15 protein-coding genes and 1 tRNA gene are annotated in these 13,738 nt (G+C 71.2%); 13 read left to right on the top strand and 3 right to left on the bottom strand.

Going from position 1 to position 13,738, the window contains the following annotated elements; genetic code table 11:
- Window positions 1-143 precede the first annotated feature (143 nt).
- From ACFUJR_RS03685 to ACFUJR_RS03645, 9 genes are all read left to right on the top strand, one after another.
- Window positions 144-2,399: a cell division protein FtsK gene (locus ACFUJR_RS03685; protein ID WP_383168410.1), complete on the top strand. Its 2,256-nt coding sequence runs from the start codon at window positions 144-146 to the stop codon at window positions 2,397-2,399.
- A gap of 140 nt (window positions 2,400-2,539) precedes the next feature.
- The gene (locus ACFUJR_RS03680) at window positions 2,540-2,791 is read left to right on the top strand and encodes a hypothetical protein (RefSeq protein WP_383168407.1); all 252 of its coding nucleotides are present in this window, start codon (window positions 2,540-2,542) and stop codon (window positions 2,789-2,791) included.
- Window positions 2,792-2,955: 164 nt separating this feature from the next.
- The gene (locus tag ACFUJR_RS03675; protein ID WP_383168404.1) at window positions 2,956-3,144 is read left to right on the top strand and encodes a hypothetical protein; all 189 of its coding nucleotides are present in this window, start codon (window positions 2,956-2,958) and stop codon (window positions 3,142-3,144) included.
- Between the two features lie 10 nt (window positions 3,145-3,154).
- The gene (locus tag ACFUJR_RS03670; RefSeq protein ID WP_383168401.1) at window positions 3,155-3,763 is read left to right on the top strand and encodes a hypothetical protein; all 609 of its coding nucleotides are present in this window, start codon (window positions 3,155-3,157) and stop codon (window positions 3,761-3,763) included.
- Between the two features lie 3 nt (window positions 3,764-3,766).
- A complete protein-coding gene (locus tag ACFUJR_RS03665) occupies window positions 3,767-4,276 on the top strand; it encodes a hypothetical protein (RefSeq protein ID WP_383168398.1) in 510 nt (169 codons plus the stop codon).
- Between the two features lie 86 nt (window positions 4,277-4,362).
- A complete protein-coding gene (locus ACFUJR_RS03660) occupies window positions 4,363-5,235 on the top strand; it encodes a bifunctional DNA primase/polymerase (protein WP_383168395.1) in 873 nt (290 codons plus the stop codon).
- Window positions 5,202-6,713: an ATP-binding protein gene (locus tag ACFUJR_RS03655; protein WP_383168392.1), complete on the top strand. Its 1,512-nt coding sequence runs from the start codon at window positions 5,202-5,204 to the stop codon at window positions 6,711-6,713. Before ACFUJR_RS03660 ends, ACFUJR_RS03655 begins: the two co-directional genes overlap by 34 nt.
- Window positions 6,714-7,217: 504 nt before the next feature.
- Window positions 7,218-7,424 carry a helix-turn-helix transcriptional regulator gene (locus ACFUJR_RS03650; protein WP_383168390.1) on the top strand — a complete coding sequence of 69 codons (207 nt, stop codon included), beginning with the start codon at window positions 7,218-7,220 and terminating at the stop codon, window positions 7,422-7,424.
- Entirely contained in the window at window positions 7,421-8,782 is a 1,362-nt protein-coding gene (locus ACFUJR_RS03645; RefSeq protein WP_383168387.1) for a tyrosine-type recombinase/integrase, read from the top strand. Before ACFUJR_RS03650 ends, ACFUJR_RS03645 begins: the two co-directional genes overlap by 4 nt.
- Before the next feature lie 199 nt (window positions 8,783-8,981).
- Here ACFUJR_RS03645 and ACFUJR_RS03640 read toward each other — a convergent pair.
- Window positions 8,982-9,063, bottom strand: a tRNA-Tyr gene (locus tag ACFUJR_RS03640).
- Window positions 9,064-9,254: 191 nt separating this feature from the next.
- Here ACFUJR_RS03640 and ACFUJR_RS03635 point away from each other — a divergent pair.
- The 3 genes from ACFUJR_RS03635 (at window position 9,255) to ACFUJR_RS03625 (ending at window position 10,956) form a co-directional block, all read left to right on the top strand.
- On the top strand, window positions 9,255-9,743 hold the full coding sequence (locus ACFUJR_RS03635) for a YajQ family cyclic di-GMP-binding protein (RefSeq protein ID WP_147980723.1): 489 nt from the start codon (window positions 9,255-9,257) through the stop codon (window positions 9,741-9,743).
- A gap of 92 nt (window positions 9,744-9,835) precedes the next feature.
- On the top strand, window positions 9,836-10,330 hold the full coding sequence (locus ACFUJR_RS03630) for a methylated-DNA--[protein]-cysteine S-methyltransferase (RefSeq protein ID WP_383168383.1): 495 nt from the start codon (window positions 9,836-9,838) through the stop codon (window positions 10,328-10,330).
- Window positions 10,330-10,956 carry an alpha-ketoglutarate-dependent dioxygenase AlkB family protein gene (locus ACFUJR_RS03625; RefSeq protein WP_383168380.1) on the top strand — a complete coding sequence of 209 codons (627 nt, stop codon included), beginning with the start codon at window positions 10,330-10,332 and terminating at the stop codon, window positions 10,954-10,956. Before ACFUJR_RS03630 ends, ACFUJR_RS03625 begins: the two co-directional genes overlap by 1 nt.
- A 65-nt stretch (window positions 10,957-11,021) precedes the next feature.
- Here ACFUJR_RS03625 and ACFUJR_RS03620 read toward each other — a convergent pair whose 3' ends face one another.
- A complete protein-coding gene (locus ACFUJR_RS03620) occupies window positions 11,022-11,291 on the bottom strand; it encodes a GlsB/YeaQ/YmgE family stress response membrane protein (protein WP_383168377.1) in 270 nt (89 codons plus the stop codon).
- Window positions 11,292-11,348: 57 nt separating this feature from the next.
- On the opposite strand from ACFUJR_RS03620, the gene ACFUJR_RS03615 reads away from it, so the two are divergent.
- Entirely contained in the window at window positions 11,349-12,593 is a 1,245-nt protein-coding gene (locus ACFUJR_RS03615) for an APC family permease (RefSeq protein WP_383168374.1), read from the top strand.
- Between the two features lie 33 nt (window positions 12,594-12,626).
- Here the strand turns inward: ACFUJR_RS03615 and ACFUJR_RS03610 are convergent, their stop codons facing one another.
- A complete protein-coding gene (locus ACFUJR_RS03610; RefSeq protein ID WP_383168372.1) occupies window positions 12,627-13,415 on the bottom strand; it encodes a hypothetical protein in 789 nt (262 codons plus the stop codon).
- Between the last annotated feature and the right edge of the window lie 323 nt (window positions 13,416-13,738).

Below are 13,738 nucleotides of genomic sequence, written 5' to 3'. Positions count from 1 at the left end.
GCGCGAACCTCGGGCCAGAACTATCCAAAAGTGGTGATAGTTACGGCCCTTGAAGCGCCTCACGATTGAGCACGGGCCCGGTCGCCCACCTTCCACAGCACGCGTCCGGGCCCGCCGTTCCCTCCCGAGAGAAGGAAGCTTCAGTGAAGCACCCCGACGAAGAGAACGAGTTCTTCAACCGACTCGAAGCCGACATGGCCACCGACTGGACGGCCGACGACGACACCGACGACGGGGCCGACGTGGTCGACCTCGACAAGGCCCGCACCGCCCGCAACGAGTCGGCCAACCCCACCCCCGACGCGTCGGCCGACTCCGCCCCGGAAGCGTCGGGTGGTGAGTCGGGCGACCCGTCGGCCCGCCGGTTGGTCGACGGTCCGGGCGTTGCCGGGCCTGGATACCTGGGCCGACTGATCGGCGCGAAGCGGCGGGCGATCGTCCCGGCGTGGCTGCGCTCGACGGCCGAACTCAAGACCGCCGCCACGTGGGTGGCCTCGCACTACGCCCACCTCGCCGGGTACCACGCGCTGCGCTCCCCGGTCTACGCCGGGCGCCTCGCGCTCCAGGCGCCGCGCGGGGCAGCGAAGTTCGTCGGCGGCACGCTGCGGTGGGTCGCCGACCGTGAGGGCGAGCCCGTCCGACTCGCCGCTGTTCGGCGTGAGGACGCGGGGGAGTACCTGAAGCTGTCGCGGCAGCGCGACGGCCGGGTCCGACTCCGCACCCTGATCGCCACCCTCGCCACCCTGATCGGCATGGGCGCCGCGCTCGCCCTCTACGTGCTCGCCCCGGGCTGGCTGCAGGCCGTCTCGGTCGGCGCGCTGCTGCTCGCGCTCGGGTCGGCCGGCGGCCACGCCGATGCCCCGGTCGTGAATCGGGCTGTGGAGGTCACCCAGGCGCCCAAGCTCACGTCGGACATCGTGCTGCGGGCGCTGGGTGCGCTGGGGATTCCGGCGATCAACCAGGCGCAGGGCAAGGGCCGGGACGGGTTCACGTTCACCGCTCCGATCACCCGTGACGGGCCGGGCTGGCGTGCGGAGGGTGACCTCCCGTACGGCGTGACCGTCACCGATGTGATCGAGCGTCGCGACAAGCTCGCCTCCGGCCTGCGCCGCCCGCTCGGCTGCGTGTGGCCCGAGGCGGTCCCGGAGGAGCACACCGGGCGCCTGGTCTTGTGGGTCGGGGATCAGGACATGTCGACGGCGAAGAAGCCCGCGTGGCCGCTGCTCAAGGGCGGGGGCACGGACCTGTTCAAGCCGGTCGCGTTCGGCACCGACCAGCGCGGGCGGTGGGTGGAGGTGACGCTCATGTACATCGCGGCCGTCATCGGCGCGATCCCCCGCATGGGCAAGACGTTCCTCCTGCGCCTGCTCCTGCTGATCGCTGCCCTGGACCCGCGGGCGGAGCTGCACACCTACGACCTGAAGGGCACCGGCGACCTCGACCCGGTCGGCGAGCGGGTCTCGCACCGCCACCGGGCCGGGGACGACGACGAGGACATCGAGTACGCCCTCGCCGACCTGCGCGAACTGCGCGAAGAGCTGCGCCGGCGGGCGAAGATGATCCGTTCCCTGCCCCGGGACATCTGCCCGGAGTCGAAGGTCACCAGCGAGCTGGCGAACATGAAGAACCTGGGTCTGCACCCGATCGTCATCGGAGCGGATGAGTGCCAGGTGTGGTTCGAGCACCCCAAGTACGGCGCGGAGCTGACGGAGATCTGCACCGACCTGGTCAAGCGCGGCCCCGCTACCGGGATCGTGCTGCTGCTGGCGACCCAGCGCCCGGACGCCAAGGCGCTGCCGACCGGCATCAGCGCGAACGCCTCGGCCCGGTTCTGCCTGAAGGTCATGGGCCAGCTGGAGAACGACATGGTCCTCGGTACTTCGTCCTACAAGCGGGGTGTGCGGGCCACGATGTTCTCCTGGAAGGACAAGGGCATCCACTACTTCGTCGGCGAAGGAGCGGACGCCCGGATCGTCTCCTCCGTCTACGTCGACGCCCCCACGGCCGAGACCATCGGTCTGCGGGCCCGCAAGCTCCGCGAACAGGCCGGCACCCTCTCCGGCCACGCGCTGGGCGAGTCGTTCGAGGACAGCATGGCCAGCGCGTATGACCTGCTGCGCGACATCCTCGCCGTCGTCCCCGCCGAAGAGCCCAAGGTGTGGAACGAGACCGTCGTCGACCGGCTCGCCGAGCTGCGGCCCGACGTCTACGGCGCCTGGGCCCAGATGAAGCCCGAGGAGAAGACCGCCCAGCTCACCAACGCCCTGAAGCCCCACGGCATCACCACTGGCCAGGTGGGCCGCCGGGTGGAGGGCAAGCCCGTCAACAAGAAGGGCTTCGAGCGCTCCCACATCACGGCAGCCATCACGGAACGTGATGGAAAGCGGGACGCGGGCTGACCGTCCGGGGCCGCTAACGATAGCGGGCACCCTCGCTAACGTGAGCGGCCCCGATAGCGGCCCATCTCCACCTTGATCAGGCCGTTAGTGGATAGCGGCCTACCTGCGGAAACCCCTGAAACCCGCCAGAGAGGCCCCTGATGACCCTCTTCCTCGCCGCTAGCGCCTGCCTGCTCGCCGTCACGCTCGGTTATGGCGCTCTGTGTGCGGCCTCGCCGTTCGGCCAGTGCCGCAAGTGCAACGGACTCGGCTTCGCCCTCACGACAGACCGCAAGGGCAAGCCCAAGCGCGGCAAGCACTGCCGCCGCTGCAACGGCCACGGCATCCGCATACGCGCCGGCCGACACCTGTTCAACATCGCCGCCCGCATCCACCGCGACGGCACCCGCTGAGCCGGAACGCACAGCGGCCGACGGTGCCCGTCATCAGACGTACCCCGCTCCCATGGCGGAGCTAGGCGGGCGCAACCGTCGGCCAAACCCGCGAGCTTGCCAGCACCCGAGGGCGCCCGCAGCTTAGCCAGCCACCCCGGACCACCGCCAAGGAGATTCCTGCAATGGCCGTCACCGTCTCCCTCGTCCTGCTCTTCGGACTCGTCCTGTTCTTCCTCCTGCGTTCCAAGACCCTCGGCTACGGCTCCGCGTTCGTCGCTGCGATGTTCGGGTTCTTCCTTGCCTCCACCGGCGCCTCCGGACCCATCAACGAACTCGCCACCGCCGTCATCAACGCCGTCAGCGATCTGTAGGGAGCCCGCGATGAACGAACCGCTCCTCCACCGCCACTGGCTCGCCCACGTCACCCCGAAAGCTGCCCCCGCGGTCGCCACCTCGACGGTGCTGATCCTCGGCCGGATCTGGAACGCCAACGGCGCCGAACACTCCGTCGGTAACGCCGCGCTCATGGTCGTGCTCGCCGCCGGAGCCGCCACCGCCGGCGGCTTCGCGTCCGCCGGGCGCAGGGGCGACAGCGTCATCGCCGGGACCGCGTTCGCCACCTCAGGCGGGCTCGCCCTCGCCGGAGTCGGCGGATACGCCGACGGGCTCTCGCTCCCGCTGCTGCTGTGGGCTCTCGCCACGGCGGTCGCCTACGGGCTTGCCGCCCGCTACTGGCGCACCGACCGCCGCGACACCACCGCGTACGAGCGGCACACCATCGAGCGGCGCGAGGACCACGCCCACGTCGAGCGGGTCGAAGCCCTGCGCGCTGGGGCTCAGATCGAGGTCGCCCGCTCCGGTGCGGCCTACGCCGAGCAGCTCGCCACCGCGCTCATCACGCGCGCGGCACTGCCCGGCTTCGACCCTGCCCAACTCACCAAGGCCGGACTCCCGGAACTCCCCACCCTCGACACCACCAAGGAGCACTAACCCATGTTCGAGATCCGCATCATCTGCGACCCCACCGACACCGAACGCGTCACGGCAAAGCTGACGGAGACCTTCACCACCGGAGCCGTCCGCAAGCACCCCACCCGCGACGGCAAGCGGACGCGCCTCTACGTCACCGCCGAACACCAGGAGAACGCCCACGGCTGGCCGACGCCGGAACAGGCGTACGCGCTCGCCCCGAGCATCGTCAGCGAGATCGGCTGGACCGCCCGCGCCGCCGCCGAGAAGCCGTTCGGCGAGACGCTCGGCCGCGAGTTCTGGCTCCGCAAGGCCGCCCTCCTGGACCGCATCGCCCTCGACGACGCGACGGCCAGCGTCTACACGGACGCCCCCGAACTCGCCCTCAATGCCGCCCGCAAGCTCCTCAACGTCGACCGCGACGGAGACGGCAACTACGGCGGCACCCCGTACTGGCCCGACCACCCCAAGGCCATCGCCAACCCCCGCGGCTACGTCCGCCAGGAGTACGCCCTCTGGACCAAGCACCAGTAGGTACGCCCGAGGCGGTCGCCTCTCACCACAAGACCGCGACCGCCTCGGCTCTCCGTCCCTTCGACAGAAACAGGAGAACCCCCAGCATGACCCATTCGATCCCCATCCGGCGAGACGCCCTCGCACCATTGCTGGGCACCGCCCTGGAGCTGGCCAGTATGGGTGTGCCGGTGCTGCCGCTGCGGGCCGGGAAGGGCCCGTTCGGTAATTGCCGCGCCTGTGTCGGCAACACGTGCGGCGGGCGGCCGAGCATGAAGGTCGCCGGTCCGTGCATGTGCCGGCGCCCGTGCCACGCCTGGGCAGCCGCCACGACCGATCCGAGCATCCTCACGTCGTCCGCATGGGCGGGAGCCTGGCACCACGCGGGGAGCCTCGGGTACCACCCGGGCGGCGCCGGCGTCACCGTCGTCGACCTGGACGACGTCGACGCCATCGCCTGGGCCCGCAAGAGCCTGCCGCCGACGCGGACGGTGGCCACGACGCGAGGTGAGCACTGGATCTACCGGGGCGCGATGCAGTCCGCCAACGGTGTGCGGCCGGGCGTGGACGTCAAGTCGTCCATGTCCTATGCCCGCTGGCTCGGCCCCGGGACGGGGACCCTGGCCCTGCTCCCGACGGTCGTTCGCGCTCTGGTCGTGAGGGCTCCCGCACCCGTGCGGCCGGTCCGATGCGCGGTCTCGATGCCCGCGCTCGCCGGGGGCGGGGCGTGCCCGCACCGCTCGCCCGCGTATCTGGAGCGCGGTATCGCTATGGCCGAGCAGCGCATCACGGGCGCGAGCAGCGCGATCCACGCCACCGTGTACCGAACGTTCCTCGCGGTGCTCTCCGCCCACGGCCGGTGCGGCTGCCTCACCGAGGCGCACATCGCGCGCCTGTTCACCGCCGCGCAGGGCAAGGGGGAATCGCCCCGGCACTGCACGGACGCATGGACCAACGCCCGTACAACGCTGGGACTGTGACCGTGGCCGACGAAGAGAAGACTCCAGCCCGCGAGATCATCACCGACTACGCACAGGAGCACTTCCGGTACTTCCGCACCGCCGACGGCACCGTCTACGCCCAGCGGAACGGCCACCCCGTGGCCCGCCCTATCCGCTCGCAGGGGACCACGGGCAGCCACCGCCAGGAACTCATCGTCGGCCTCTTCGCCGACGGATACGGCGTGTTCAACGGAACCGCGCTCAAGGAGGCGTTGGACTTGATCGAAGCACTCGCGATGACCGAAGCGGTGCAGCCCGTGCACATCCGGGTCGCGCCCGGGGTCGACGGGGCTACGTGGCTCGACCTCGGGCGCAACGACGGCAAGTCCGTCCGCATCCACCCCACCGGCTGGGACATCCTCACCCCCGACCCGCGCGAGGTCTGCTGGCGGCGCACCCAGCTCACCGGGGAACTCCCCCTGCCAGCCAAGGACACCGACGGCAAGGGGCTCGACCTCTTGCTCCGTCTGTGCAACTTCGCCAGCGCGCAGACGGAGAGCCTGGTCCTCGCCTGGTTGGTCGGCTGCCTCGGACCGACCGTTCCCGTCCCAGCCCCGTTCCTCACGGGCCCCCAGGGCGCGGGCAAGTCCACCGGAGCGCGGATGCTCCTGCGGATCGTCGAGGGCATGAGCAGCGACCTGCGCCGCGCGCCGAAGGACGAGGAGAACCTGATCGCGGCCGTGGCCGCTGGATGGGTCACGGCCCTGGACAACCTCTCCCACCTAACACCGGACATGTCTGACGCCATGTGCTGCATCGTCACCGGGGCCGAGAACGTCAAGCGCGCCCTGTTCACCGACGGCGACGTGGTCCGTTCCCGCTACCGCCGTCCCCTGCTGCTGACCGGCATCGACGTCGGCGTCATCCGCCCCGACCTCGCCGAACGGCTTCTCCCGCTCCGACTGGAGCGTCCGAAAGTGCGGCGCACCGAGGCGGAACTCTGGGCGGAGTTCGAGGAGATCCTGCCGGTCATTCTCGGGTCGCTGCTCGACCTCACCGTGAAGGTGCGGGCCGCACAGGGCGAGATCCCGACCGACCTGCGCATGGCCGACTTCGCGCACCTGTGCGCGCAGCTCGACGCGGCCACCAGCCTTGGGGCGCTCGACTCCTACCGGTCGAGCTTGGACGACCTGAACGACGACGTCATCGAGGGCGACCTGCTCGCGCAGACCGTGCTTAAGCACGCCGCCAGCATCGAGCCCGGCACGGAAGTGCGGATGGCGTCGGCCGAGTGGCTGCACTGCCTCACCCAGCTCTACACCGGCGAGGACTTCCGCCCCCTGCCCAAGGGCTGGCCCACCACCGGCAAGGTCCTGTCCGACCGCCTCAAGCGGCTGCAGCCGACCCTCGCCGCACGCGGCGTCCTCGTCGACTGGGGCCGCACCAAGACCGCCCGCTACATCGAAGTGGCCCGGCCCCCGGTTGCCTCGCCCGATGAGCAGGAGTCGGTGTTCTAACCCGCGCCACGGCGCTGGCCGCCCACAAGCAAGAGGAGCACCCCGGGGCAAGCACGCGGGTGCTCCTCTTGTTGTTCCGGCGGCAGCGCCGCCGCTGCGAGGGACGTGCCGCGCAGCGGCTCCTTCTTCACCTTCCAAGGCGCGCACCACAACAGACACCCGCCCTCTCTTTTCCTAAGAGAGGGAACGCTGCGTCACCTGCGTCACCACAGCCCTGCAAACGGCCCGTGATCAGCGGCAACACGGGTGACGCAGGACGCCGGACGCTGCGTCATCCCGCGTCACCTGCGTCACCAGTGACAAAGGCCTGCGTCACCGGTGACGCAGGCAGAAGCCCTCTGCGTCACCGAAACCCGCAGGTCAGACGCTCGGATGACACAGATGACGCGATGACGCAGAAATCCGCGCCTCGGACAGATGTCGCCGCCGAGGCGCCCCGCACCCGCGCTCGACCCGCGACTCCGCGCGCTGCCACTTCCGACCTTCACCCCGAGGAGGGGACCGATGGCCCGCACCGCCCGCCGCCGTCAGCCCACCGATGAACTGCTCCCCCTGACCGACGTCCTCGACGAGATCGGCATCACCCGCGCCACCTGGTACCGCTGGCGCAACCGCGGCTACGGCCCTCAGGTCGTACGCCTGCCCAACGGGCACCTGCGCGTCCGTCGCAGTGTCCTCGACAACTTCCTCAACGAGCTGGAGGCCGCGTGACCGAGTGGAGCTACACCGTACGAATCTGGAGCATCCGCAGGCGGCCCCACCGCAAGCCGTTCCAGCTCCGTTGGCAGGTGGGCACTCGGCCGCACTCCGAGTCCTTCCTGACTTCCGGGCTCGCCGAAAGTCGCAGGGCGCAGTTCATCACAGCGACCCGCTCGGGCGAGCCGTGGGACGTCGACAGCGGACTCCCGAAGTCGATGGTCCAGAAGGCGAAGGACATCTCCTGGTACCAGCACGCCAGGAACTACGTGGAGATGAAGTGGGACCATTCCCCCGCCTCCACCCGCCGGAATCTCGCCGAGGCCATGGCCACGGTGACGCTCGCTCTGGTGAAGGACACGAAGGGTATGGCCGACCACAAGGCCGTCCGGCGCGCGCTCTACACCTGGGGCTTCAACGTGAACCGCTGGAAGGAGGAGCCGCCGGCCGACGTCGCCGAGCTGCTCGCGTGGATCAAGCGGAAGTCCGTGCCCACGTCCTCGGTCGCGGATCGGATGCTCGTCCGCAAGGCCCTGGACGCGTGCGCCCGGCGGCTGGACGGCAAGACGTCGTCCGGGGCCGTCATCGCCCGGAAGCGCGCCATCTTCCATCAGGCGCTCGGCTTCGCCGTGGACGCCGAACTGCTCGCCGAGAACCCTCTCCCCGCCGTCCGCTGGAAAGCCCCGGAGAAGGTGGAGGAGGAGGTGGACCCGGAAGCCGTTCCGGCGCCGGAGCAGGCCGCGACGCTCTTCGCGGGTGTACGGAAGCAGGGCGCCCGCGGGCGCCACCTCGAAGCGTTCTTCGGGTGCATCTACTACTCGGCCGCTCGGCCCGGTGAGCTGGTCGGGTTACGGCTCCAGGACTGCGACCTCCCGCGCCGAGGGTGGGGGCTGCTCCGGCTCCGGGAGAGCCGGGCCCGCTCCGGGTCCTCCTGGACGGACACGGGCGAGGCACACGACCGGCGGGGGCTTAAGCACCGGACCCGGAAGACGGTCCGGCTCGTGCCCATCCCGCCCGAGCTGGTGTCCATGCTCCGCTGGCACGTCACCGCGTACGGCACCCACGCTGACGGCCGGCTCTTCCGTACGGCCCGGGGCGGCATGGTGCAGGAGAGCGGGTACGGGGAGGTATGGGCGCGGGCCCGAGGGGACGTGCTCACCCCCGCCGAGCAGGAGACGAGGCTCGCCAAGCGGCCTTATGACCTTCGTCACGCAGCCGTCTCAACCTGGCTCAGCTCCGGGGTGGAGCCCCGGCTCGTCGCCCAGCGCGCCGGCCACAGCACGGCCGTCCTCTTCCGGGTGTACGCGAAGTTCCTGAAGGGGGGCGACGAGGCGGCCAACGCCAAGATCTCAGCTCGGCTGAACCAGCGCTGAGAGGGTCGGCCACCGGCTCCGGCCCACGATCGGCCGTCCTCGCAGGTCACCCCCGGGAATCTCGTCCACGTGTCGTCCACACACGCTGGTAGAGAGCGGGATTCAGTGAGACAGAGCGAGACACTCGCGCCTGTCACACTTACACAGCAGAACAGCCCCTGATCAACGTTTCCGCTGATCAGGGGCCGTTCTTATCGCGTGGCGGCGCCAGGATTCGAACCTGGGTAGGCTAAGCCGACGGATTTACAGTCCGCTCCCATTGGCCACTCGGGCACACCGCCATGGGATGTCGCTGCTCGGAGCCGCTTTTCGGCGGTGCTCCGTGGCAACGACGTAAACGATACCCGATCCTCAGGGGTGCTTCGCCACCGGATTGATCAGCGGTTCGGACGCGATCCGATGACTAGGCTTGGCGCCGTACGCCACGCAACCGCATCGCATCGCATCGCATTCGAGCAAGGAGCCACACGTCATGGCCGACTCCAGTTTCGACATCGTCTCCAAGGTCGAGCGGCAGGAGGTCGACAACGCCCTCAACCAGGCCGCGAAGGAGATCTCGCAGCGCTACGACTTCAAGGGCACCGACGCCTCGATCTCCTGGTCGGGCGAGAAGATCCTCATGCAGGCGAACGGCGAGGAGCGCGTGAAGGCGATCCTCGACATCTTCGAGACCAAGCTGATCAAGCGCGGGATCTCGCTCAAGTCGCTGGACGCGGGTGAGCCGCAGCTCTCCGGCAAGGAGTACAAGATCTTCGCCACGATCGAGGAGGGCATCTCCCAGGAGAACGCCAAGAAGGTCGCGAAGGCCATCCGGGACGAGGGCCCCAAGGGCGTCAAGGCGCAGGTCCAGGGCGACGAGCTGCGGGTCAGCTCCAAGAGCCGGGACGACCTGCAGGCCGTGCAGGCGCTGCTCAAGGGCAAGGACTTCGACTTCGCGATCCAGTTCGTGAACTACCGGTAGTCCACACCAGCTGCGTGTCCGAAAACCGCCAGCCCTCGGGTGGGCGAGCCTCGCACACTGGACGAGAAGTGAGCGCGAGGAGAGGAACCGCCATGACCGTGTACGCGTACGTCGACGGGCCCCTGGGCCGGATGCTGCTCGTCGGGCGGGGCGGCGGGGACGGCGGGCGGACCGTGCTGGTCTCGCTGTCGCTGCCCGGGCAGAAGGGCGGTGCCGCCGTCGAGGACGACTGGCGGCACGCGCCCGAGGCCTTCCAGGAGGTCGCCGGGCAGCTCGACGAGTACTTCGCGGGCCGGCGGGAGCGGTTCGACGTCCCGTTCGCGCAGAGCGGTACGGAGTTCCAGCGGCGTGTCTGGAGCGCCCTGGAGCAGATCCCGTACGGCGCCACCGTCTCGTACGGGGACATCGCCCGGACGGTCGGGTCCTCCGGGACCGGGGTGCGGGCCGTCGGCACCGCGATCGGGCGCAACCCGCTGCTCGTGGTGCGGCCCTGTCACCGCGTCATCGGCGCGGACGGCAGTCTGCGCGGGTACGCGGCCGGCCTGGAGCGTAAGGAGCGGCTGCTCGGCCTGGAGCGGGCCGCGTGATGGACGCGCTCTTTCCGCGCGAGCGGGCGGAGATCGCCCCCGGCGCCGTGCACGTACCCGGGTGGCTCTCCCCGGACCGGCAGCGGGAGTTGGTGGCCGCCTGCCGTGAGTGGGGGCGCGGACCCGTCCCGTACCGGCACACCGTGCTGCCGGGAGGCGGGGTGATGTCGGTGCGCTCGCTCTGTCTGGGGCGGCGCTGGGTCCCGTACCGCTATCTCGACGCGGTCGGCGTCGAACTTCCGGACTGGTTGGGTGATCTGGGGCGTCGAGCGGTCACCGAGGCCTATGGGGCCGACGGCGGCTTCGCGCCCGACACGGCTCTCGTGAACTTCTACGACGCGGGCGCCGGCGCGAAGATGGGACTGCACCAGGACAAGGAGGAGCGGTCCGGTGCGCCGGTGGTGTCGCTGAGCCTCGGCGACCGTTGCGTGTTCCGGTTCGGGAACACCGAAACCCGGGGGAGGCCCTACACGGACGTGGAGTTGGCGTCCGGGGATCTCTTCGTCTTCGGCGGGCCCTCGCGCTTGGCGTTCCACGGCGTGCCCAAGGTCCTTCCCGGCACGGCCGATCCGGACCTCGGGCTCACCGGGCGGCTCAACATCACGCTGCGCGAGACCGGGCTCTAGGACGCGTTACGCACTCCACCCGCGGACCTCCGCCCGCGTCCACCCGCGGGCCTCCACCCGCAGGCTCAGCGCGAGCGCGAGTGGCCGAAGAGGATCCGGTACGCGATCAGCAGCACCAGCGCGCCGCCGATGGCCGAGAGCCAGGTGGCCGTGTCGTAGAAGCCGGTGGTGATCGGGCGGTCGAGGAACGTGGACGAGAGCCAGCCGCCGACGAAGGCGCCGGCGATGCCGATGACGGTCGTGCCGATGAGCCCGCCCGGGTCGCGGCCCGGGAGCAGGACCTTGGCTATGACGCCCGCGAGGAGGCCCAGGACGATCCAGCTGATGACGTTCATGCCGGAAAGGACGCCGGGGCGCCGGGCGCGGTTGCGGGGCCCCGTAGTGTGCGGTGCATGACACAGGGACTGCGCCGCAACCTCGGGGTGTTCGACGCCGTCGTCATCGGGCTGGGCTCGATGGTCGGCGCCGGGATCTTCGTCGCTCTCGGCCCGGCGGCCGAGGCGGCCGGAGCCGCACTGCTTCCGGCCCTCGGGGTCGCCGCGATCGTCGCGTACTGCAATGCCATGGCCTCGGCCCGGCTCGCCGCCCTGTACCCCGCCTCCGGCGGCACCTATGTGTACGGTCGCGAACGCCTCGGGCCCTTCTGGGGGTACCTGGCGGGCTGGGCGTTCGTCGTCGGCAAGACGGCCTCGTGCGCGGCGATGGCGCTGACGGCCGGGGCGTACCTGTGGCCCGAGCAGGCGCACGCGGTGGCGGTCGCAGCCGTGGTGGCGCTGACGGCCGTGAACTACGGCGGTGTGCAGAAGTCCGCCCTGCTGACCCGGGCGATCGTGGCGCTGGTCCTGGCCGTCCTGGCGGCCGTGGTCGTCGCCTCGCTGAGTTCGGGAGCGGCCGGCTTCGGACGGCTCGCGCTCGACGGCGAGGTGACGGCGAGTGGGGTCCTCCAGGCGGCGGGGCTGCTCTTCTTCGCCTTCGCGGGGTACGCGCGGATCGCCACGCTCGGCGAGGAGGTACGCGATCCGGCCCGGACCATCCCCCGCGCCGTGCCCCTCGCCCTCGGCATCGCGCTGGTCGTCTACGCGGCGGTGGCGGTGAGCGTCCTCGCCGTCCTCGGGCCGGAGGCTCTCGCGGCCTCCCCCGCCCCGCTGGCCGACGCGGCCCGGGCGGCCGGCTCCGACTGGCTGGTCCCCGTGGTCACGGTCGGCGCGGCCGTCGCGGCCCTGGGCTCGCTGCTCTCGCTGATCCTCGGCGTCTCCCGTACGACCCTGGCGATGGCACGGGACCGTCATCTGCCGTCGGGGCTGGCCGCCGTACATCCCCGCTTCCAGGTCCCGCACCGGGCCGAGCTCGCGGTGGGCGCGGTGGTGGCCGTGGTGGCGGCCACGGTGGACGTGCGGGGCGCGATCGGCTTCTCCTCCTTCGGCGTCCTGGTCTACTACGGCATCGCCAACGCCTCCGCCTGGACGCTGGGGCGCTCCCGGGGCCGCTCGAACCAGGTGCTCGCGGCGCTCGGCCTGGCCGGCTGCGGGGCGCTGGCGTTCGCGCTGCCCCCCGCCTCCGTCCTGGCGGGGATCGGCGTCCTCGCGGTCGGGACGGTCGCGTACGCGGTCAGCCGGGGGCGGCACACCGGTACGTGAGGATGCCGGCCGTCCGTGGCGCCTGTCGTCTCCTCACCAGAGCCGGCCGGGACCGAACGCGATCCACGCCCCGAGCCAGAGCAGGCACCCCCCGGCGGTCAGGAGCAGCGCCACCTTGCGGACCACCGTGGCGAGCGGGGCCTCGTGGGCGGCCCGGTCGGGCCGGCGCGGGTCGTAGACGACGGTGAGGGCGGGTGCCGTACCGGAACGTCCGGCGTACGGGCGCGGGATGCCGGCGGAGTCGTTGAAGTAGTACCGCGGACGCGCGTCGCCGACCTGAACCCGCTCGGCGTCCGTGGTGACGCCGTGGCGGGCGGGACGGGTCCGGCGGAGTACCTCCTCGACGGCGAGGAGGCAGAGGGACAGGCCGACGAAGAGCGGGAACAGCCCGGTGGTCACGCCCGGGTCGCGCTCACCGGGGGTGTCGTCGGCTCCGACGGCGTAGCCGGCGTAGGCGAGGGCGATGGCCGCGACGACCGCGATCCGGTACCAGCGCGCGCGGTGGACGGCGGGTCGGGAGACCAGGGCGCTGCCGGCCGGATCGCGCCGCTCGGGCAGGGCGTTGTGGAGCGTGGCGGCGAAGGCGGCGGACGCGGCCTCGGTGACGCCTTCGACGCGATGGACCTCACCGTCGGTGAGCACGATCTCCAGTCCGGTCCCGGGTGGTTGTGCGACGCGGGCCTCCGCGACGGCCGCGAGCGGGACGACGGTGATCCCGTCGGTCCGCGAGCCGGTCCGGGCGGGGGCGCCCGAGAGGGTGAGTGCGCCGGTGCCGAGCGTCAGGGACACGTGGCGGCCTTCGAGTCTCTGTATCGAACCCATTCGCATGATCATGACGGGCCGGGCCGCCCCCGCCACGGCCGCCCCCGGTCACCGCGTGGTGGGGGCACGGGAAACCGGACGACGTCGTAGGGGGACCGGACCGTGGGCTCCGCGGCCGCCGACTCGTCACGCTCGGCGGCGACCGGACGCCGCAGGGCGCGTCCTTCGGGCGGTCGGCGCTGCCTTCGCAGCACGCCCTGGCTAGGCCCTGTCGTCAAAGTGGCGCCGGTAGGGCCCGCGGCGTCCGGTGCGGTGCATCGCGAGGCGGAGGGGCGCCCGACCACTGGACGTACTCGGGCGCTCCGACAACGCGGCGAGGTGCG

Source organism: Streptomyces sp. NPDC057271 (assembly GCF_042668715.1).
Classification (GTDB): Bacteria; Actinomycetota; Actinomycetes; order Streptomycetales; family Streptomycetaceae; genus Streptomyces.
Note: the sequence above shows the minus strand (reverse complement) of the source record. Positions and strands in the feature narration are given on the sequence as shown.